The 23,175-nt window shown below is 34.7% G+C and carries 18 protein-coding genes; 3 read left to right on the top strand and 15 right to left on the bottom strand.

The genetic code is table 11. The features are described 5' to 3' along the window. Window positions 1-8: 8 nt before the first annotated feature. The 3 genes from EV201_RS10700 to EV201_RS10710 form a co-directional block, all read right to left on the bottom strand. Entirely contained in the window at window positions 9-2,327 is a 2,319-nt protein-coding gene (locus tag EV201_RS10700; protein WP_130307555.1) for an ABC transporter permease, read from the bottom strand. 130 nt (window positions 2,328-2,457) lie between these two features. Then, the gene (locus EV201_RS10705) at window positions 2,458-3,153 is read right to left on the bottom strand and encodes an ABC transporter ATP-binding protein (protein WP_130307556.1); all 696 of its coding nucleotides are present in this window, start codon (window positions 3,151-3,153) and stop codon (window positions 2,458-2,460) included. A 73-nt stretch (window positions 3,154-3,226) separates the two neighbouring features. Then, on the bottom strand, window positions 3,227-4,483 hold the full coding sequence (locus EV201_RS10710; RefSeq protein ID WP_242610476.1) for an efflux RND transporter periplasmic adaptor subunit: 1,257 nt from the start codon (window positions 4,481-4,483) through the stop codon (window positions 3,227-3,229). A 244-nt stretch (window positions 4,484-4,727) separates the two neighbouring features. Between EV201_RS10710 and EV201_RS10715 the strand changes: the two genes are divergently transcribed. Both EV201_RS10715 and EV201_RS10720 read left to right on the top strand, forming a co-directional pair. Continuing rightward, the gene (locus EV201_RS10715; protein WP_130307557.1) at window positions 4,728-6,092 is read left to right on the top strand and encodes a sigma-54-dependent transcriptional regulator; all 1,365 of its coding nucleotides are present in this window, start codon (window positions 4,728-4,730) and stop codon (window positions 6,090-6,092) included. Continuing rightward, window positions 6,082-7,437, top strand: a complete 1,356-nt coding sequence (locus tag EV201_RS10720; protein WP_130307558.1) for a sensor histidine kinase — start codon at window positions 6,082-6,084, stop codon at window positions 7,435-7,437. Before EV201_RS10715 ends, EV201_RS10720 begins: the two co-directional genes overlap by 11 nt. A gap of 28 nt (window positions 7,438-7,465) precedes the next feature. Here EV201_RS10720 and EV201_RS10725 read toward each other — a convergent pair whose 3' ends face one another. Both EV201_RS10725 and EV201_RS10730 read right to left on the bottom strand, forming a co-directional pair. Further along, window positions 7,466-7,834: a YccF domain-containing protein gene (locus tag EV201_RS10725; RefSeq protein ID WP_130307559.1), complete on the bottom strand. Its 369-nt coding sequence runs from the start codon at window positions 7,832-7,834 to the stop codon at window positions 7,466-7,468. A 24-nt stretch (window positions 7,835-7,858) separates the two neighbouring features. Beyond that, window positions 7,859-8,842, bottom strand: coding sequence for a DUF3187 family protein (locus EV201_RS10730; protein WP_130307560.1), 984 nt, complete (start codon window positions 8,840-8,842; stop codon window positions 7,859-7,861). 648 nt (window positions 8,843-9,490) lie between these two features. On the opposite strand from EV201_RS10730, the gene EV201_RS10735 reads away from it, so the two are divergent. Continuing rightward, window positions 9,491-9,778, top strand: a complete 288-nt coding sequence (locus EV201_RS10735; protein ID WP_130307561.1) for a hypothetical protein — start codon at window positions 9,491-9,493, stop codon at window positions 9,776-9,778. Here the strand turns inward: EV201_RS10735 and EV201_RS10740 are convergent. The 10 genes from EV201_RS10740 to pheS form a co-directional block, all read right to left on the bottom strand. Beyond that, window positions 9,742-10,734, bottom strand: a complete 993-nt coding sequence (locus EV201_RS10740) for an ROK family protein (protein WP_130307562.1) — start codon at window positions 10,732-10,734, stop codon at window positions 9,742-9,744. The genes EV201_RS10735 and EV201_RS10740 overlap by 37 nt on opposite strands. 120 nt (window positions 10,735-10,854) lie before the next feature. Continuing rightward, complete coding sequence (locus EV201_RS10745) at window positions 10,855-12,168, bottom strand: HlyD family secretion protein (RefSeq protein ID WP_130307563.1); 1,314 nt, start codon at window positions 12,166-12,168, stop codon at window positions 10,855-10,857. 9 nt (window positions 12,169-12,177) lie between these two features. Continuing rightward, window positions 12,178-14,385 carry a peptidase domain-containing ABC transporter gene (locus tag EV201_RS10750; protein WP_130307564.1) on the bottom strand — a complete coding sequence of 736 codons (2,208 nt, stop codon included), beginning with the start codon at window positions 14,383-14,385 and terminating at the stop codon, window positions 12,178-12,180. Between the two features lie 262 nt (window positions 14,386-14,647). Next, window positions 14,648-15,517, bottom strand: coding sequence for a thiopeptide-type bacteriocin biosynthesis protein (locus EV201_RS10755; RefSeq protein ID WP_130307565.1), 870 nt, complete (start codon window positions 15,515-15,517; stop codon window positions 14,648-14,650). An 11-nt stretch (window positions 15,518-15,528) separates the two neighbouring features. Then, window positions 15,529-17,673: a lantibiotic dehydratase family protein gene (locus EV201_RS10760; protein WP_130307566.1), complete on the bottom strand. Its 2,145-nt coding sequence runs from the start codon at window positions 17,671-17,673 to the stop codon at window positions 15,529-15,531. Between the two features lie 5 nt (window positions 17,674-17,678). Further along, a complete protein-coding gene (locus EV201_RS10765) occupies window positions 17,679-18,782 on the bottom strand; it encodes a lanthionine synthetase LanC family protein (RefSeq protein ID WP_130307567.1) in 1,104 nt (367 codons plus the stop codon). A gap of 85 nt (window positions 18,783-18,867) precedes the next feature. Further along, on the bottom strand, window positions 18,868-19,017 hold the full coding sequence (locus EV201_RS16380; RefSeq protein WP_165389631.1) for a hypothetical protein: 150 nt from the start codon (window positions 19,015-19,017) through the stop codon (window positions 18,868-18,870). Window positions 19,018-19,598: 581 nt separating this feature from the next. Then, a complete protein-coding gene (locus EV201_RS10770; protein ID WP_165389632.1) occupies window positions 19,599-20,870 on the bottom strand; it encodes a tetratricopeptide repeat protein in 1,272 nt (423 codons plus the stop codon). A 244-nt stretch (window positions 20,871-21,114) separates the two neighbouring features. After that, window positions 21,115-21,819, bottom strand: coding sequence for a Crp/Fnr family transcriptional regulator (locus EV201_RS10775; RefSeq protein WP_130307569.1), 705 nt, complete (start codon window positions 21,817-21,819; stop codon window positions 21,115-21,117). Between the two features lie 231 nt (window positions 21,820-22,050). Continuing rightward, window positions 22,051-23,073, bottom strand: coding sequence for a phenylalanine--tRNA ligase subunit alpha (gene pheS, locus EV201_RS10780; protein WP_130307570.1), 1,023 nt, complete (start codon window positions 23,071-23,073; stop codon window positions 22,051-22,053). Window positions 23,074-23,175: the final 102 nt, after the last annotated feature.

Here is a 23,175-nt window from a genome sequence, read left to right on the forward strand (position 1 = left end):
TTTTAGAATTATTCATACCTCAAACTCTCCACAGGATTCCTAGTAGCTGCTCGCCACGACTGAAACGAAACCGTAAGCATTGCAATGCCCATAGCAATAAGCCCCGCTAAGGCGAATATCCACCAGCTGAGTTCTGTTTTGTAGGCGAAATTTTGCAACCATTTATTCATAGCATACCATGAAATTGGACAGGCGAGTACGAAAGCAATAATAACCCATAAAGAGAAATCTCGATTTATCAATTTTAATATCTCTGAAGTTTTTGCACCATTTACTTTACGAATACCAATTTCCTTTTGTTTTTGCTGTACATAGTATAACGACATTGCAAATAATCCCATCACAGAAATAATTACGGTAAGTATCGCAAAATACTTTACAATTTTTCCTGTTTTTTCTTCTTTTGCATACCAATCGCGAACCACCTCATCAAAGAAATCGATTCTTAAAGGTATACCATTAGTAAAATCACTGTGTGCCTTTTTTATTTTTTGAATCGTTTCGTAGTTATTCCCAGATTTCAATTTAATCACATAAGTCCAGGCATCACGATCTGGTTTAAGAATATGAAAATAGGCTGGTCCTAACTGACTTTTTAAATTTTTGAAATGAAAATCCTTTACGACACCATAAACAGGATATTCCTTATTATAAAGTTTAAAAGTTGTTGGATTTTCAGGGAGTTCCAATTTCTTTACAGCAGCTTCATTTAACCAGCAGACATCTTGAGAGAAGGCTACCCCTGTTTTTTTTACAGGTATATTCAATAATTTAAAGAAGTTTGTATCAACAAAGAAATGTTGAAAGCTCAACTCTTTATCCTTATAGGTAAAGCAATTATTGTTCCCTCCATCAAGAGGAGTTCCACAACTTAAACTAACATCTTCTACGCCAGGTATCTTTTCAAGAATTTCTTCAAGTACCCGCTGTTTTTTATTGGAAACCTCATATTCAAAACAAAGCATATTTTCCTGTTCAAAACCAAGTTTATAATTACGAAGGAAATTAGTCTGCTTACTGATAAAAAAAGCACTGGTAATCAGAATTATAATAATCAGATACTGAAAACATATCATGATTTTAGAATAGATATTTTTTTCCTTCATCTTAGATTCACCTTTTACAACCTCAATAGGATTGAATTTGGTAATTTTCAGTGCAGGAATAATTCCAGAAATGATACCAATCAACAGCATGAAAACAAAGGCAAAAAACAGGTTCCTCATTGTGAATTCATCAAGCAAATTTATTCTGGTATCCAACAAATAATTAAAAACTGATACCATCTGAAAACTTAAAACCAGAGCAATGATAAGCGAGATGAAACTTAAAAGTATTGACTCAGATAAACTTTGTAATAACAAACCTGCTTTTTTGGCACCTATCAATTTCTTGACGGCTATTTCTTTATTTCGAAACGAGGATTGTGCTACCGTTAGGTTCACATAATTGATAATAGAAAGTACTAAAATCAAGAATACAATACCTGACAAAATTTGAACAAAACGCTTACTCTTATTCTTTGAGTTACTGGAATGGGAAGTACTAAAATACGAATCAACAATAGGTTCTAATTCAACAGACTTTGCATATTCTTTCTTAAACATCCAATTAACCTCTTTGAATAGTTTTAATATCTCAGGAGTTTTCGATTGAAAATTGGTATTGCCTTTAGTTAACACATACAAACCGTATGAATTACTATTATATGAGTCCAAAAAATCACTCATTCCAAAGGCTTTACCCAGGCTTGGAAAATTAGCCAGCAAATCAAATTTATTAAAATGAGAATTATCAGGTACATCTTCCATGATACCCGTAATGACAAAATTAATGTCATCATTAATCGTGAAGGTAAGTCCTAATTCCGGAAGTTTTCCAAACAGTTTGTAAGCAAATGATTTCGTCAGAACAACAGTATTTTCTCTATTCAAAGCCGTTTTCTTATCTCCTTCAAGCATTTTGTACGTGAAAATGTTGAGAAAGGATGAATCAGCAAACAATATTTGCGACTTCAACTTCTGAGTTTCGGGTGCACAGGCATACATTTCCAAATAACGGGTTCGGGTAAAATTCTCCACCTCTGGAAATTTTTGCATCAGCAAGGGACCCGATGGTGGTGCAAAATCAGATTCATCTCCATGTGTCAAACGAAAAATTCTTTCCTTATTAACATGAAATTGATCAGCTGAATATTCATTTTTGATGTAAATACTCAATAAAAGAATAAACATTAAGGAAATGGAGAAACCAAAAATAGTAATGCTGCTATAAAGTTTGTTTCTCAAAAGATGTTGAACAAAAGTTTTCAGGTTTTTATATATCATGATTTAAACTCTTAGTAAATGGCTTTTAAAATTCATATTCTACTGATAATATGAGCTATTCATATCTCAAACTCTTCACAGGATTCCTCGTTACTACTCAATAGAACTAAGAAAATTGATATAAGCGCACTTATAATTGAGAATACTCCTCAACCAAAACCTCTTCGGTGACAACCTTCCCATCAAACAGGTTGATAATTCTATGAGCATATCCCGCATCTTTTAAAGAGTGCGTTACCATGATAATGGTTGTGCCTTCACGGTTCAACTCGGTTAATAATTCCATAACTTCCTGACCGTTTTTAGAATCCAAATTACCGGTAGGCTCATCTGCCAGAATTAAACCCGGATTGGATACTAATGCACGGGCTATAGCGACACGCTGCTGTTGTCCACCGGATAATTGTTGAGGGTAATGCTTAGATCGATGGCTCATATTCATTCTGTCAAGTACCTTGCTTACCATCTCTTTGCGCTTCTTGCTACTAAATCCCTGATAAACCAAAGGCATTTCAACATTTTCGAAAACATTCAGTTCGTCAATCAGATTAAAACTCTGAAATACAAATCCAATATTTCCCTTACGTAAATCGGTTCTCTGACCTTCTTTTAGTCCTGCAACCTGCTTATCACCAAAAAGATATTGCCCTTCAGATGGATTATCAAGCAAACCTAAAATGTTTAATAATGTTGACTTTCCACAGCCAGAAGGCCCCATAATAGCGACAAATTCCCCTCGCTTAATTTTTAAGTTGATATCGTTCAGAGCTAAGGTCTCTATTTCACTTGTTCGAAATACTTTCGTTAATTTTTCAATTGTGATCATATCTTTTAATTTTATTATTTGTTTGTACACTTAATACTTATGAATAAATGGATGTCGAACATCTCTTATAATTTTATTTGAACTCGATTCGATCGTTATCCCCAAAACTATCATAATTATTTGTAATCACTTTCTCACCCGCTTCGAGCCCATCCAAGACTTCAAAATATTGGGAATTTTGTCTGCCAATTTTAATGTTTCGCTTTGTAGCGAAATCTCCCGATGGGTCAAGCACAAATACCCATTGGCCTCCGGTACTTTGAAAGAAGCCTCCCCGTGGTAACAAAATGGCGTCAACGGGTTGTCCCAGTTCAAGTTTGATGTGATAAGTCTGACCTGTTCGAAGTTTCTCTGGTGATTCTCCATCGAAAATAAAATCAACCTTAAATCGTCCGTCTCTAACTTCAGGATAAACTTTTTTGGTCACCTGATGGTACGATTTGTCGTTACGTGTAAAGGAACCTGACAGACCTCTTCTAACCCTATCGATATAATGTTCATCCACTTCAGCTACGATCTTAAAATCGTTTAAAATATGCAACTGACCGATGCGTTGCCCCCGATTGATTGATTGACCAATCTCAACTTCAAGACTGCCCAACTGTCCATCAGCTGGTGCTTTGATATTCAGATTTTCCAGGCGTTGGCGAACCATTTCTAAGTTCTGTTCCATATTCTTCAAACTGCTGTTCATTTGTACTTTCTGGTTTTCACGAAAAATGGAATCCTGAACCATACGCTGATATCTCAAATCCCTGTCACGACGGGAGAACTCGTAGTTTTCTTTTGAAATCAGATAATCTTCCTTTGATATAAATCCTTTTTCATACAGCTTTAAGTTCTGCTCATAACGGCGCTTTAATCTGATAATATCGGTATCAATACTTAACAGCTGTTGCAGATTATTAATCTTCTGTTGCTCCATACTGATTAGGGTATTTCGTAACTCATTCGATTGGTAGGCTAATGAAGATTCGGTATTCAGAATTTGTAGTTTTAAATCATTATTAACCAACTTAACAATGACATCCCCTTTTTTTACCGTTTCCCCTTCGTCTATTAATTTTTCAACGACCTTACCGCCCTCTTCCAAATCAAGATAAATGGTCGTCTTAGGCTCAACCATACCAATTATCGAAATATAATCTTTAAAACTACCTGAGGTAACTTCCGCAATGTTGAGTTTATCTTCCTCTGCTCGGAAAGTAGACGTCTGAGCACCAAAAATCATCTTCATGGACAGTCCAAAAACTAAAACAATAACAATGACGATATAAATATGTTTCGCTTTTAGGCCCTTCTTTTTTTCAATTTTTCTATCCATCGACATACAAAATCCTTTTTTTAATTAATCAATTTTAAAATATTATTGATTTACAAATTCAGACTTAATTATAACTAAACCTATGCCATGTTTTATAAATGACATATAACTAGTGTTTTATATATTATAGGTTAATATCAAGTGTCAAAATATTTGACAGGGGGTGTCTAATTGTTTGAAAAGCTTTCTACTTTAGATAAATATTTTCCCAACGTCTTCGTTGGTGATCCGAATTTTATAGCATATCCAAATGAAAGAAGCCAAAATTTTAATCGTGGATGACAACAAAAGCATCCTTTCAGCATTAGAATTGTTATTAAGCAATACCTGCAAGAAGGTGAAATGCCTGTCTAACCCCAATGCTTTACTATCTGATTTGAAAATGGACAACTACGATGTTGTGCTTTTGGATATGAATTTTAAGGCCGGAATCAATACGGGTAACGAAGGCATCTATTGGTTGAATCAGATCCTGGAATACAATTCAGGAATTAGTGTGGTGATGATAACCGCATATGGCGATGTGGAATTGGCTGTAAAGGCTGTTCGATCAGGTGCTGTGGATTTTGTGCTGAAACCCTGGGAAAATGAAAAAATGTTAGCCACTATTGAAATGGCTTGGAAATTAAGTCATTCAAGAAAAGAGGTGAAAAAACTCAGATTAAAAGAGCATGAACTGATTGCTGAAATTAATCGAAAAAAAAATCACTTAATAGGCTCATCTTCCAAATGGAAAAAGGTGATGCACTTGGTTCAAAAAGTTGCGGTTACCGATGCAAACATACTCATTACAGGAGAAAATGGAACGGGAAAAGAACTGATAGCCAGAGAAATTCATCGCCTGTCAAATCGTTGCCAGAATGTCATGGTAACCGTAGATATGGGTTCCATTGCTGAATCACTTTTCGAAAGTGAATTATTTGGACACAAAAAGGGTGCCTTTACTGATGCGCATGATGATAGAATGGGGAAAATTGAAACGGCAAATAAGGGAACGCTATTTCTCGATGAGATTGGCAATTTGTCCTTACCCATGCAAGCCAAGTTACTATCAGTACTGCAAAACAGATCCTTAACCCGACTGGGAGAGAATACCCCCATAGATATTGACGTACGTTTGGTTTGCGCGACCAATTGCAAGCTGCAACAAATGGTTGGGCAAGGTACATTTCGCGAAGATTTACTTTATCGAATAAATACCATCCAGATTGAATTACCGCCTCTGCGCGATCGAAAATCCGACATACCTGAATTGGTCGATTTTTTTATAAAACTGTATACCGAAAAATATAATAAGAAAGGCCTAAAAGTTTCGAGTACGGCAATTGAAAAACTGCAAAATTACACTTGGCCCGGTAATGTTAGAGAATTACAGCATGCCATAGAAAAAGCCGTTATTCTGTGTAACAATTATAAAATTGAACCTGAAGATTTTGCCTTTAAAGCTGATGAATTTTCAAAAGTTGAAGCCTTTGGAGGGACGCTTGAAGACATGGAAAAACAATTGATTGAGTCCGCAATAGAAAAACAAATGGGTAACCTTAGTGCCGTTTCAACACAATTAGGTATATCGCGTCAAACCTTATACAACAAAATCAAAAGATATGGCCTATAGACACTACAACACCGCCCTAATTTTGAGGCTGGTTAGTTTAATGATAATTGCTGTATTGATGGGTTACACCTTTTCGAATCAAAGTTATTACAGTTTTGGAATATGCTCGCTTTTGCAAGTGTTTCAAACTTGGGCATTTGTTCGTTTCATGAATAAAACCCATAAACAAATGAACTACTTTGTTCAGTCCATAAAAAATAAGGATACCACTTTACACTTCCCTCAAAAGTCAGGTAATGGCATCATTGATGAATTAAATCAGAGTTTAAATGAACTGAATCACATTGTTCAAGAGGTTCAAATGCAAAGTAAAATTAAAGAAACTTACTTTGCTGAGATTCTTCAAAATATTGCCACAGGTGTTGTCGTCGTCAGGCAGGATGGTTTCGTTACCGATGTCAACTCATCCGCACTCGATTTAATTGGTTTAGAAACATTCACGCATATCAAGCAGCTGAATCGCGTCGATTCGAAATTTGCGCTGGAACTGTCAAATCTTAAAAACCGACAACGAAAAGTTCTGAATTTGGTTTCGAACAAAGAACGTATTCAGGTAATGAGCAGATGCTCGTTTATACGACTTGAAAATGAAAATGTGAAGCTGATAACCCTTCAAGATATTCGGGGCGAACTGGAACGCAAAGAAATTGATGCCTGGGTCAAACTCATTCGTGTTTTAAGTCACGAAATCATGAATTCCTTAGCTCCTGTTACTTCAATTTCCCAATCCTTAAAGAGACTCTGGAAAGAAAAACTGGAGAAGAAGCCCGTTAATCAGCAAGATACCGATGTAAGCAAAACCCTTGACGGATTATCCGTAATTACCCAAACCAATGAAGCTCTAATTCGATTCGTTCAATCCTACCGCGTTTTATCAAGAGCTCCTATTCCGGAATTGAAAAACATCAGTACTCACAGTTTTTTTGACCGTTTAAATATTCTATTATCCCCCATAAAAGAAAGCTTTGCTGGTCATCTAAAACTTCAAACCCCAAACCAGGATTTCATCTTCACTGCTGATGAACAAATGATGGTTCAAGTGATTATCAATCTGGTTAAAAATGCCTCAGAAGCTTTTAACGGCCAAACAAATGAGCCTGACTACAATCCGGAAATTGTTGTGAGTGCCAGTAAAAAAGGAAAAATTACAGAAATAAAAGTCTCTGACAATGGTCTGGGTATTCCCGAAGAAATACAGGATGAAATCTTCATTCCCTTTTTTACCACCAAAGAAAGTGGTTCCGGCATAGGCTTGAGCTATTCACGACAAATAATCCGCGCACATGGTGGCAGTTTACTCAGTCAGTCAAAGCAAGGTGAAACGGTATTTACGGTGAGGTGGTAATACCAGAAGTTACCGCTTAAAACTGAATTTAGTTCAATGATTTACCAAAAGGCGTAAGTGCAAAACCAGCTAACTTAATGTGCTGAGCTGCAAATGGAATCCCAATGATGGTTATCGCAAACAAAATTGCAAACAAAAGATGGGTTACAGCAATCCAAAAACCTCCAAAAATCAACCAAAAGATATTTAAGAAAATACTTAGGCAGCCCCCTGCGCTCTCGTTAGGGACAACTTTTTGTCCAAATGGAGCCAAACCAAGCACCGATAGTTGAATCGCTTTTAAACCGAAAGGAATACCCACAATGGTACAACACAGCAAAACACCTGCAATAATGTATTCAAGAAAAATAAAAATACCTCCAAAAATAATCCATATAATGTTTCCGATAATACTCATATGCTTTAGCTTAAATATTGTTTATTAAAATGTGTAATTCATTCCCAAATGAAAAACAAAATCAGGTGAATTGTTGATTTTTACATCCTCAGAAAAACCAGCTGTTAAGATAAACTTTTTACTCAAAATAAAATCAGATCCCAGAAGAAATTGCAAACCATAACCACTTAACTCCTGCGTTTGAGAATTTTTAAAGATTCGAGAGTGATAATCAAATTGCATCTTGGGCGCTAACCATTTATTAGCACGTACCGCCAGGGCCAAGGAACCAAACATGACATGATGCACTTGAATTTCGTCAAGCAACGATCCTTTTCCAATATTAAGATAACCTAATGAATAGAAAAAATAGACCGGTCGCTCACCTATGCTCTTGGTTTGTCCTGAAAGTTGAAATGACAAGTCAAAGGTCCCACTCCCAATCAAATTTTCCTTTTTACCCGTATTAAACTTCAGATTGGTTCTAAAAGCCAGATTATGTCTCTTCGCTCTAATGAGTTGATAAGCCAAACGCAAACTCAAATCCCCTACACCAAAACTATCTTCGTATATATTAAAATAGGAGTTCTCATCTTGAATGTATGCGTACCAAATTTCTCCCTGTGGAGTGCCGGCTCTTGCCCCACCAGATAGACCTAAAAAACTGTGAAAACCATCGATACTCGAATCCATGAAACCACTTGAATGCTTAACAATGGGAATATTCAAGCCAATCTCAAAATTTTCAGAAAGTCCATATCTAAGGTCTAAATCTAAGCGAAACATTTCTCCATCAAAATAAACAATTTCATTCGGGGTTTGCGCATTCGTACTATTGCTTGCCAAATTAATTGTAGAGATCAATTGGAATTTATTTTTAGCCGTTAGTAAACCACTCTCTGCACTGAGTAAACCAAACGAGTGAATGAGTGGACTTTGATTGTGAGATTCAAAAGGACGTACATCACTTTGAGCGATACCAAAGAGGGTACTTAAACAAAAAACGAAAAGGCAAAACCATCGAGCCATAAGTCATTTTAAATTTTTAATAAATGGGCTGACAAGATATGATATTATGCTGTAAACAGATAATAATCAGTTTAAAAAGATGTTAATCAACCAGAATAAATCCCATGGAATACAAAAAGCCATGAGATTCTAATTTTAGTTAGTCGATAAGTGAGAGATCAATTCTTTATTTTGAAAATACAAAAACATCGAACAAAAAATAAAATTATGAGATATTTATTCTACTCTGAACATACAACTTTATTTAAGTTTTAAATGAAACACCTAAATACAAGAGAACTAAATGGTATTTATATCAAGATTATACTTAACTTTTTTTTAGCAATATTCAGATAATCAATTTACATAAAACAATCCTTCAAAATACTAGAAACACATACAAACTGAAACTTCTTAATCTAAGTCCTTATTTCAATAAAAATTGAATATGATATCCCCAATCAAGCATTTAAATTCAGAATTTCAACTAAAATCCTATTGGGTTTTAACCATAAAATAAATAAAAAGATTAAACAACAACCTTACATATAAAAGCATGATGAGTGCATATTTTTCATCCATAAAAGATTGATTTATGTTGATTAATAAAAGAACAATGTATTTTTTTTATATATTTAGGCTAAGAAAAACAATATTATATCATATAAAATGAACAAAATCACCTTGGTCAATGTTGAATTTTTACGTCCTAAACGTTGCATTGAAACTTACGAATTGTCGATAATGGAGGAAAAGGAAATTTGCTACATCTACAATTTCGAAGATAAATTTTATCGCTATTTCAAAACACTTCGTTCATTAATGAACTATCTAAAAGATAGAATTGAACCCAAAATTAAATTTAAAGTGAAGAGCGAAATGATGGAATTTCTACATTATAAAAATATTGTAGCTATCAGTCAGACAGAAGACGTTCTGATTGAAGAAGATGTGTAAGATTCATCCAAATGAGAGAAAACCAATGCCGCTGCCCCCATAACTCCAGCATTATCTTCAAGGGAAGAAATCTCAAGTTTTATTTTCCCACGAAGCACCGAAAGTAAATTCTCTTCCATGTGATAGAAGGTCGGTTTTAAAATCAGATCACCTGCCTTAGCTAATCCTCCTGATAAAAAAATCGCTTCAGGGTTATTTATTGCAGCAACATTTGCAAGTGCCTTACCAAGTAACTTCCCTGTATATTCAAATGATTCTATAGCAACTTTATCGCCTCCATAAGCGGCAATTGCAAGTTTCTTTGCCGAGATTTTATTGAAAGGAATATCACGCAAAACTGATTTATCATCATACTTAGCCAGAAATTTACTGACAGTCCGTTTAATACCTGAAGCCGATACATAGGTCTCAAGACATCCTTTACGTCCACAGGAACAACTGCGTCCCTGATCGCGAATTATAACATGCCCTACTTCGCCGGCATGACCGTGATGACCATTATAAACCTTGCCATCCATAACGAGCCCGCAACCTAAACCTGTACCGAGAGTAATCACCATAAAATTTTGCATTTTATTAGCACCTCCATAGTACATCTCACCCAATGCCGCAGCGTTAGCGTCGTTGGTTATAATAACAGGCAATGGAAAATAATCTTTCAACAATTGAGTCAAAGGCAATTGCTTATCCCAGGCTAAATTGACAGCATGCTCAATACAGCCGGTTTTAAAATTTGCATTGGGAGCACCAACGCCAATCCCTATCATTTTGTATTGGGATGAGAAAGATTTAAAATTGAGTTGAATATGATTGGATAATTCGCGAACAAAATTCTCGAAAATTGGATAATTAGGTGTGTAAAACGACGCATGAAAAATACAAACACCCGCTTCAGTAACGAAACCATAAACGGTATTTGTACCTCCTATATCGATGCCTACCCCGAGATTTTGCATGATTCTATTCTTCTGTTCCCATCTAATTTAGAATAAAAGCATGAGACGAACAAAGAATCATATTAACAATTCGTGATAACAATGAGTAATTAGCAATAGCTAATTGTTCATTGATAATTACTAATCATCAGTCGTCACAACGTGTTCTTTCAATAAAGCTTTCAAAGGGTTAAAGACGCGTTGAAACAAGCGCTGATCTTCAGTAATAATCTCAGCAACACCTTCAATCTGTTGTGCAAATTTGAGTTCAATACCATAATTCGTCACAAGCCCGTTTGACAGCTCTACATCTAAGCTGTAATTATCACCATCAGGAACCTCAGATATAGAACGTATGACTCCCTGAAGCATCCCATATTCCGTGAAAGGGTAATTGTTGAGCTTAATATTCACTCGTTGTCCCAACTTCACCTTTCCGGAACGATTCATTCCCAAATCAACACGTACAACAATACGAGTTGAATCAGATGGCAAAACTGTAAAGACCTTTTCACCCTGCTTCACATTTTGATTGGCAGACCAAAAACGATTAAAACTAACAGCCCCATCAATTGGAGATTTAAGTAAATAATTCTGCTCCCAAATATCAATCTGGGCAATCAGATTATCGTAAGTATGCAGAATCTGATCCAGTAATTCCTTCCTTTTATTTTCTTTATCCAGATCCAAATCGATAATTGCCTGATCAACCTCATTTATCTGAATCTGGGTGGCTGATAGAGTCGAGCGTGAGCCATGAAAAGCATAGCTTTGTTGCAAGTAATTCTTTTCAGCTTTTTGGTATTCCGATTTTGAGATAACCCCACGTGTATAAAGCAATGAATCCCGTTTAAATTCCTTGGAAACAATTGCAAGTTCCTGCTCCAAAATAGTACGCTGCTTATATTGTCGATTGTAATACATCCGATAATTACTCCTTTTCTGGATCAGAGAAGCCTTCTTCTTTTCGTGATATTTCAAATCGACAAAACGCTTATAATCAGAGCAGGTTTTTAAATAAGAATTAAATGGCGCTTGCACTTCACCTAATCGATAATTCTGATTAATAAATGCCGTGGTTAACTGCTCACTCCCATCTAACTGAGGAATATCATGATGAAGTTGTTTGCGTAAAGCAAACACATCTTCAAAATTTGCAGGATTTTCGATAACAGCTAACAAATCGCCGGAATGAACTGACTGATTATCGCTCACTCTTAAGTCAACAATCTTTCCATTTACACGAGAAATCAGTTCTGCCGGGGGATTCTCGGTAGTTAAAACCAACTTAGATGCTATAATCTCTGGATAAGAGAAGAACCATGAACCAATTACCAAAATCAGCACCACTAAAAACACCAATCCAGACCCCACGCGCACAATCCACGATGGCATTTTACCAAGGATCTCTTGAACGGATTCCGAACGCAACTCTATGTTTGTATCTTTTTCCATAACACCTAATTAGTTTCCAAGTTCTAACTGATTCTTAACCAACTCATAATATCTTCCTTTCAACTTTGTCAAGTCATTATGGCTGCCATGTTCAACAATTTGACCTTTATCCATAACGATGATTTTGTCCGCATTACGAACAGTGCTTAAGCGATGCGCAACAACCACAACGGTACGCCCTTGATTGAACTCATCCAAATTTTCCATAATGGCTCTTTCATTGTTGGCATCCAAAGCATTAGTCGCTTCATCAAAAAATAAGAATTCCGGATTTTTATACACAGCACGAGCAATTAATATACGTTGCTTTTGTCCCTGACTCAAGCCATGACCATTAGCACCAATCTTCGTATTATAGCGCAAAGGTAAACTGTCAATAAATTCATGTATACAAGCTACCTGAACGGCATAAAGCAATCTTTTTTTATCAATAACCTCATCACCTACAGCAATATTTTTGGCAATGGTATCTGAGAAAATGAAACCATCCTGCATCACGACCCCGCAATTCTGACGCCACATAGCCGAACTGTAATTTTGAATAGAAACACCACCCAAATTGATTTTCCCTTTGGTTGCAGGGTAAAAACCAAGCATGAGCTTTATCAAAGTTGTCTTTCCACTACCAGACGCACCCACAATAGCCGTGGTTTTTCCTTTTGACACATGTAAATCAACCTCATTCAGCACCATCTCAGAATGCGGTCCCTCGTATTGGAAGCTAACCTTATCGATATGTATGGATTTATCTTCAGGTAATTCAATTAACTTTTCATCTTTATCAACTTCCTCATCCTCCATTTCGTGAATTTCGCCCAAACGCTCAAGTGAGATTTTGGCATCTTGCCAGGAATGAATAAACTGAACCAAATTATCGATAGGCGAATTCAACTGACCAAGAATGTATTGAACCGCCAGCATCATACCCAAGGTCATACTCCCATTAACAACAGCTTGCGCAGCTAAAAAGGTGATAACAATATTTTTTGTTTCATTAAAAAACACCGAACCGGACACCTGATATTGATTCAAAGCCAGACCTTTGGTTCTTACCTGAAAGAGTTCTGCCTGAATATTTTCCCACTCCCATCGCTTTTGCTTTTCACAGTTATTCAATTTGATTTCCTGCATACCTGTAATCAGCTGAACAAGCGAATTCTGATTGCTGGATAGTTGAGCAAAACGCTTGCCATCCAACTCCCGACGCTTTTTAAGAAAAAGGTTAATCCAAATGATGTAAAGACTCGATCCCAAAAGGAAAACAAGGAATATGGTCGTGTTGTAGATGGCCAATACCACCCCGAAAATCAAGAGATTCACCATAGAGAACAGAATGTTCAGTGTGGATGATGTCAGGAAATTTTCAATTCGGGTATGATCCTGTATACGTTGCAAAAGATCGCCAATCATCTTGATATCGAAAAAACCAATAGGCAACTTCATCAACTTGATTAAGAAATCGGATATCAAGGAAATATTAATACGGGTTGAGATGTGTAAAAGAATCCAGGAACGAATAAACTCAACTGATATGCGAGAAATAAAGAGTACCATCTGTGCTATCAGAACCAAATAGATAAAACTCAGATTCTGAGTATTGATACCGATATCCACCACCGATTGGGTAAGGAATGGAAAAATAAGCTGCAACATACTTCCGAAAAGCATGCCCAAAAACAATTGAAATAGAAATTTTTTATACGGTTTCAAATAACGAAAAAGAAAACTGATACTCTTTTTCTTGCTCCCACTCTCATCCTTTGCCTTATAAAAATCAGGCGTTGGTTCCAAAAGCAAACACAGGCCTTTCAAGTCGCCATCCACCTTGGTTGATCCCCATGCCTTTATAAATTCCTCCATGCTGAATTTGAGTAATCCGGAAGCCGGGTCAGATACATGAACAATGGTTTTATTCTTCTTTTTCTCGATTTTATGAACCACCACAAAATGAGCTTGGTTCCAATGGCAAATAGCGGGTAGTGTCGCTTGATCGGCCAACTGCTCAAAAGTAATTCGCACGCCCATGCTACGAAAACCAATGCTCTCAGCCGCATCCGCAATACCCATCATCGACACACCCTCGCGGGTAATGTAGGATTTATCTCGCAGCGACTGCAAACTATACGTTTTACCATAAAACTTCGATATCATGCGCAGACAGGTCGGTCCGCAGTCCATAGCATCGAGTTGACGAAAATGGGGGAATTTTTTTTTCAAGGCAGAATAATCGTTAGCAACAAAAAATAATTAAGCATAAAAATAGCAAAAACTACTAAAACGATGCGATTTTTAAAATGGTAAAATCGAATTAATTAAGGATTTAAATCTGCCTACCAATGTCATTGCAATAAAACACGACGTGCAGAAGTTACCTAAGTGTAAATAATCATAAACATCCAAACAACGATTTACAAAGTACAAACTATCTACTTCGAATAAACCAGCAAGTTAACAACTCAAAGATATATATACTGAAAAATCAGTTGATTTTTGAATATGTCATTCTTGCGATTCTAGATTTATAAGCACGCCACATAAAATCATAAACAAGCAATTCATAAAGTCGTTGATCGGCTCTAAAAACACGATTCATCAGCATGTGCACATGACTTTGTATTATAGACTCAATCGTATATTTATTACCTGATTGAATTTCCAAAATTTCAGAAATATATTTTTTAATCACATGATTATCTAATGATAGCAAATTTGTAATTGAGGCGGATTTGTCAGCGAACAAATATTGGTCAATTATATTACGGTAATTTCGATATTTAGATTCAATCTGTCTTTTTAAAGGATTGTTAATATTAAATTCAGATCCAAAAGCATCTTTTAATTTCTGAAAAAACGCCTTTTTAGTATTAAAATCAAATTCGAATAATGTAAGATAATTATCAATCAAGGCAATTACAAAAAATAAACGCTCTTCATAATTTTCATTATTTCTCATAAATTGCAAAATCAAACGACTTTCAGCACAAAAAAGCTTTTCTGAGATTTCTATAGATTCAATGGCATATCTTTCCAATTCTCTTTCGTAAGTATCTAATTGTAATTTATGGATAACATCCGATTGAACTAAAGGTGCAAAAATTTCATTCATTGAACTCATAGTATCTAATAGGGCATCTTGATTAGATAGAAATAATCTCAATCTAATATGTGCATGAGGATCTGAATATCTAATAAAGAAGAACCTCTCAATTAATCCTTGAGCCTCTAATTGCTTACAAAGAGAGTAAATCTCATTAATTAAAATATCATCAGCTGTTTTTACACCACAATATATTTTATAATATAACCATTGATCTCCTGGAAGATATGATCTGGAAATTACATTTTTCATCAGGGAATTAATTATTCGTGACTATAAAATGACAGAATGAACTCGTTAGAATATGAGCCATCAGAACCTTTTACAAGATGTTCTTGGTCAAAAGTTTCAAGTAACTTTACAGATTTATTACGATGGAGAGTATTAATTAGAATTTTAACACAATTAGAATCATTGAGATTAAGAATTAGCTTTTTATCACCCTCTTCCATATTAACTAATGTTGGAATATTGTTTATTTCTCTATATTCTTTAAATTTTTCAACTATTAAATCTTCTTTTAAATTCAAAATTTGGAGATCAGAATCAAGAATAATCCAGGTAGCTGGTGAAAAAATTATATTCTTATAGCTCACTCGAGGTAGAAAAGTTGCGACTCTTTCTACTTGTCCCCAAGTAAAACTTAAATTTGTATTAACATCTTGATACTGCATATCACCCAAAAACTGATACACATGCTGTGTATTGTACATATAATTAAATGCTGAACTTAATCGAGGGATGATTTCTTTTTTCAATCTGGTAGAAAACAATAGAATACGATCATTCTCTATACTTACCATTATTTCATTCAACTTAATCTGATTATCAATGTCTACACTTGATTTTGACAGAAAAGGTATTTCGTATTCACGTAACGTAGGTCTCAATAAAACATTCCCAAATCGAGATTCAGGTAAATGAACAACCTCTGCAATAATTTTATTATTTCCTATTAATTCTTTCTCTTTATCACAAATTTCACAAGCAAATGTTTTTATCTTATCATTAGAACTACCAAACCTACTTAATAGGTTACTAGCACTAGATCCCCCTACCTCACCTAGCCCAATTTTTAGTTTTTTATCCTTAGAATACGATAACTCAATTACAGCTGAAAAAGTAAGTGGCAGATTACTGCCTACATCTTTAAAATCTTTCAAATCATCTTCAGTAAGCTGTATTTCCATCTGTCGCATAGAGAGAGCTTGATTCATTTTCCGGTAAAAGAATACTTCTGCCTCAGAAAGAACCATATTATCTTTGGAAGTACTAGGAATTTCAATTCCTTCAATAATCTCTGAATTATCAGATAATAAATTTAAATAACTGTTATAACCGATTCCTGACTCAACATCTAAAGCATCTAACAGTGGTATTTGCCTGTCTCCATAACGTTCTCTAAATTGATTTTTAAAATTTATCAGATTTTGGGGCGAACCATGAGTATAATTATTAATCTTATCAATAATCATTATCCCTTTTTTTACATCTTCAACAATATCTTGAGACAAGATGCATTTTTTAGTAGGCTTAAATGAATCCACTTGTAAAAAATTTTTAAGAGATATATCAGGTATTAAACGTCGAAGTTCCTTTTGAATGAGATCATATCTTTTATAGATGTGATCACTACTACAACTATCAATACGAACTAATTCATTTTGTATTCTTACCAAAGAATCCAATATATTAATCTTTGGTTTAATATGACTTAAAATATTAATCATCCTTTTTAAGGGATTACTACCTGTGACTTGTAAATCAAGTTCACTGACTAATAATTGAGACCTAATCAATTCGTGAATAAATTCCTCTGAATCATTTATAGGAATATCATTACTCACTAACAGATTAACTAAGTTTATAAAGGTAGAACCAGAAGACGCTTCATCAAGAATAAGTTTTAGATATTCTGAAAAATTAACGGATATTAGTTCATATCTTCTAATTAATTTCTCATCTATTTTACACTCAATATATCTTAAATTATCTCTTGATTCATAAATACTCGAATTCGCAAAGAATTTTACCCCATATATAACTTCAGGGATTTTTTTTAATGTTTCAGTAATCAAATCTAGACATCTCATATCTAATCTTGATTGTCTCTCATAATTTTCTCTTTTTTTAAGGAGAATATTATTTTCGTCACTTATTTTACCTATGGAACATCCTGCAAATAAACCGAAAGGAGTACAACGACAACAAGAGCGACGCCAATATTTGAAAATGGCGAGCTGTTGCTTCTCTGATGGTTTATAATTCTTAATTCCTAATGTATAAAGATCTGGTGAGGATAAATAAACAGCTTCCTCAAACAAAGAATCTATTTTTAATTCTCCAATATTATCAATTGGGAAAAGGGGTGTTCTTAATATAAATTTATTAAAAGCTTTTATTTTCATAATTTCTAAAACAAAAAAGATTCATCCCAATGAATAAATTCCTCATCTATATGGGACATTAACGCCAAGCCAATTCCAGAAACACCTAACAAAAGATTATTGTCTATAACAAACTTATCTCCATCCCATGTTTTAAATCCAGCAACACCATCTTCATAGTCAGCAAAATTCAATGTGCTTTCTAACCAAAATTCTTTTGCCTTTAAGAACTCATCGTTACCGTACAAATTATACAACCTACTGAATATCTGTAAATTACCTGCAGAACCATGACAAAAACAAGCTTCATTAATTCCACCTAATCCATTACCCCTAAGCATAGAAGCATTTAAAGCCAAGCTAGTTATTTTAGCACTTAAAGTAGGATAAGTCAAATTAGCAACTCTCAGTAAGGCATATATTATTCCTGCATTACCATTACACCAAATAAACCTCTTTTTTAAATCGAAATTATTAAGAACAAGGTGAGCAATCTCGTTAATGTAAGCAACAGCTTTTTCCCCATGTATGTTTTGCTCGACAAATCGATTTAAAACAAGAAGCAAGCCAGATATTCCGTGAGCTAATCCACAGTCAAATGAATCATTATTAGAGTCTATCCGATTAGTAACATTCTTTGTTTTGACTATTTTATTAGAAATATTTTGAAAAATATCCTTTACAAAAACTCTATTTTCTGGGTGATTTTCTAAGTCATACAGTAAATAATATATATTCCCCAAAGCTCCATGCAAAAAATCTAGATTATCATTCTCTAGAAGTTTAGTTGTTACATTAAATATATCACTCTCAATCCCAATATATATTTGTCGATAATCCGAATGAATATATTTATACTTTATCAGATGTTTAACAAACCAAAGTATACCTGTAAGGCCTTCTGAAATTCCTAATCGCATAGGCTTGCTATGCAAATCACTTATAACATTTTCTAAAATAGATAAACCTACTTTCTCAAATTTTTCATCATGCAAAAATCGGCTTGCGTAAAAGAAAAATAAAGCATGCCCTATTTTGCCATTATGAAGGGAATCAGACTCTTCATTATTATAGACTGATAATAAATGACAGCTTATCGTTTCAATTTTTTCTTTAATTTCTAAATTCATATAATCAGAAGCCAATAAATACTAATAAATTACATCATAAAAAATAAGGCTGTTCTATTCAAACAGCCTCATTATGTTTTCATGCTTACTTTTTATCAGTCACTTTTTTTGTCTGCATGGCTGCACAAACAGCTGTATAAGTTGCATACCATCCCCCCTTAGTATTTAACATTTCAGGTTTACTTAAATTTGCGATCGATTTCTTTCCTAATTCTAACTTGTTCTCTTTTTTCATAATAAAATAATAAGTTGGCATAGCTCCATTCCCCACCCAATTGCCAATTGTACAGGTTATCTCAATTTAGTAGCTTTGCCTTCGACTAAGAGTAGCTCTGCTACCAGGCCGCATCCGGTTTGAGAATGGATTTACATCTGTTTTTCCGGGGTGGCTTTTTATTTATATGTTACAAATAAACTATTGGAATAATTAATTTATTGTGCACAACCAAAAGCTTAATTCATCACACATAAATGTTGATTATATTAAATCGGAAACGAATGTATGATAATTAAAATAAGAATCAAAATCCCCCCCATTAAATTTACATACAATAAATAGCACTTTGTCAGGATAAAAACGACATCCACCACAAGAAGACTAGTAAAAACAGGCGTTTCAAATAAATGAATAGCAACAAGAGCAAGACAAGTATTGTAGTGTTTTAATATTTAATTTATATTAAATAAAAATGCGATTCAACAAAGCATGTTTTATAATACTGATAAATATCACAACTTAACATACTATAGAGCATATAGCAAAAAAGCACCACCTTATCAAGATGATGCTTCTTGGTTTGATTATCCATTCGAAAATTATTGCTCCATAAAAATATCTTCTTTGAGTTTTGAAATTCTCGATGTAGAAAAGTCACGAATAGAAGCTGTTAATAAATCAAGGCCTTTCTTCTCATCAATGCCATCAATCACTTGCTGATAATATTTTAGAGCTTCTTTCTTTTTATTCAAAGCATCGTATTGTTCCGCAATCAAATACAAGTAGAATTTCTTCTTTGGGTTAAATTGATGAGCAATAAGATAATTTTCAAGAGCTTGTTTATGATTCCCCTTCTCATTATAAATGACGGCCTTTTCCTTATGGATAATAGAGAAAACTGAAGAATCAGGTTTAAGTAGATTCAAAGATTGATCAAACAAGGCTAAACCCTTGTCTGCATTCAGAAGCTGAGTCTCGGCCATCGCTAAATAAAACACCACTTTAACATCGGTGCTATCAACCTGATAAGATTTATTTAAAAGTTTTAATGCCAAATCGTTTTTTTGCGATTTTTGAAAAAGTATACCCGCATTGCGAATGGTATTAAGAGTTGAATCTCCTAAACTTAAAGCCATCTTGTAGTTTTCAAGCGCTTCTTTCTCTTTATCGAGCTTAATATACGCTGATGCTGCAATTTGAATAAACCGAATATTAGTCGAATCTTTTTCTAAAACACCTTCACAAATATCCAAGGCAGCATCGGGGTCTACATTCAAATAAACACGTGCAAGTTTACTGCTGGTTTGATAATCAAGCGGGTTGATTGCCAAAGCTGATTCATAATATTTTATTGCTTCATCAAGCTCACCCAATTGACTATAATTATCGCCCAAATGTATCCAATAAAAGGCATGTGAAGCATCATTGTTTTTTGCGCGATGAAGCAAATTGATGGCGGCAATACGCTCCTTTGAAAACTCATGAATCTGAACTCTTTGTTCGAACGTTCTGAAATCAGGTCTTTGTTCTTTAAGTAAGATATCCAACTCGGTTTTTGCTTGCAAATACATACCTTGCTGAAAATAGAGGTTTGCCAATTCGGATCGGATTTCCAGCTTGTTTTCACAACATTCAAAAGCTGTTTTCAAAACTTCTGTGGCCTCTGTATACTTTCCTTGCTCAAGCAGAGCATATTGTTTCCAATAATAGGCTTGATAGTTACTATTATTGGCTTCGATCTGCTGGTTTGAGGCTGTGATTAAGGTAGTCCAATCTTTTTTTTGCCAAAGCGTTATTAATTCTGTAGTCTGGGCAAAACTCGTAACTTGAACAAAAGTTACCAGGATGATTAAGTTTAGAATTTTCTTCATGATAATGAATTGGGTAATGGGAAAATGGGTTAACAAAATCAAATCTACTATTTTTGTAGTAGAATCGAAATATAGATAACATTTTTTAACATAGTATATCATAATAAAACCTGACAGGTTTATTTAGATCTCGTTTATAAACCAGTCAGATTTGGATGTAAAAAAAACACCATCCGAATAAACGAACAGTGCCTTGGTATATTTTATCAAATTAAAAACCTCAATCTGATATCATGCAAACTAATTAATAAACCCCGCCAACTCTTTTAAGCGAACGAACATCAACAATCTTAATTTTTCGTCCTTTAATCTCAATTAAACCATCGTTTTTAAATTCTGAAAGTAAACGGATGACTGATTCGGTAGCAGTGCCAACCATATTGGCCAATTCTTCGCGAGTTAGTGAAATTTGAAGCGTATTATCCTGGGCTAAGCCAAAGGTTTCCATAAGCTGCATTAAAACCTCTGCCAGACGCTCACGAACTGATTTCTGAGCAATGTCAGTGATATAACTATTGGCCTCTCCAAGTTCTTTACAAGTCATCTTAATCAACTCCAGTGAGAATTCAGGATTCTGCTGGATCAACTTGGTTAAAGTATCGCTAGGGATAAAACATACAATGGCATCTTCAATCACTTTTGACGAAGTGCAGGCAGGCTCTTGACTAAGGGCAGATCGGAAACCAATAATATCACCAGGCTTAGCAAATCGAATAATTTGCTCCTTTCCTTCAAGCCCCGTTTTAAAGACTTTTAATACACCTGAATAAACAAAGTAACACCCTCGTGCGGAATCGCCTTCAGCGTATATGACCTTTCCTCTTTTTAACAATTCACATTCTTCTTCCCAGAAAAGAAGATTCATCTGATCGCTATTTAAATGTTTAAACGTTTTAGCAAAACATTCAGCTAATTGATCACAATTGGGAAAAGTTTGATTCTGGTTCATTTTCAAAGCTATTAAAATCTAAAAAACTAAATTTTCAACACATCAAAAAAGCCCATTTTTATATACGCGTTTCGAATGTGAAAGATTATTTTAGACTATAATTTCACCTCCTAAATGGGCAGATAAATATAGCAATTATAGTTTGAGAAACACAAGATCAAAAACTTTACTTAAAAAAAAATCCCGAAAGCATAAAAGCCCTCGGGATCTATATAATAGGATTAATCCAATCTAGAATCCTGCAGCAGAAAATTGCTCAAGGAAACGGATATCATTTTCAAAAAACAAACGAAGATCTTTAATACCATATTTCAACATGGTAATTCGCTCAATTCCCATACCTAGAGCAAAACCAGTGTATTTCTTACTGTCAATGCCATTCAGATCCAATACATTTGGATCCACCATACCACAACCTAAAATTTCAAGCCAGCCGGTTCCTTTACATACATTACAGCCATCACCTCCACAAAGCGAACAGGTTACATCAACCTCAGCCGATGGTTCTGTAAATGGGAAATAAGACGGACGTAAACGGATTTCCGTTTTTTCACCAAAGAATTCTTTAGCAAAATAGCTTAGTGTTTGTTTCAAATCAGCAAAAGAAACATTTTCATCGATGTACAAACACTCAATTTGATGGAAGATACAGTGTGCTCTGGCTGAAATAGCCTCGTTACGGAAAACACGACCAGGGGTTAAACAACGAATTGGCAATTCCATTTCCGACATATCATGAGCCTGAACCGATGATGTATGGGTACGCAATAAGATATCAGGATTTTTCTCGATAAAGAATGTGTCCTGCATATCACGCGCCGGATGCTCCTCAGGGAAATTCAGAGCTGAGAAATTATGCCAGTCATCTTCAATTTCCGGACCTTCAGAAATGGTGAAACCTAAACGAGCAAAAATCTCAATAATTTCATTCTTAACCAATGACAATGGATGACGAGATCCAAGCTTTATTGAATCAGCTGGAAGACTTAAATCAAGACCTGATTTATCAAAATCGGAGTTGGTAAAACTATCTTTCAATTCGTTTACCTTATCAAGTGCAGTTGTTTTCAACTCATTTAGAAGTTGTCCAACAGCTTTTTTCTCTTCATTAGGCACATTCTTAAAATCACCAAAAAGAGCCGCAATTGTTCCTTTTTTACTCAGATGCTTAATTCTGAATTGCTCTACTTCGTCGAGATTAGTCGCTGTAAAAGCTCTTAATTCCTCTAATAATTCATTTATCTTACCTACCATCATTGTATTGTTTAGTCAACTAAATAGGGCGGCGAAGTTACAAAAGATTGTTGAATATTAATAGAGTGCACATACAAGTCTTAAAGGAGATCTTTGTGATAA

The organism is Ancylomarina subtilis (assembly GCF_004217115.1).
GTDB classification, from domain to species: domain Bacteria; phylum Bacteroidota; class Bacteroidia; order Bacteroidales; family Marinifilaceae; genus Ancylomarina; species Ancylomarina subtilis.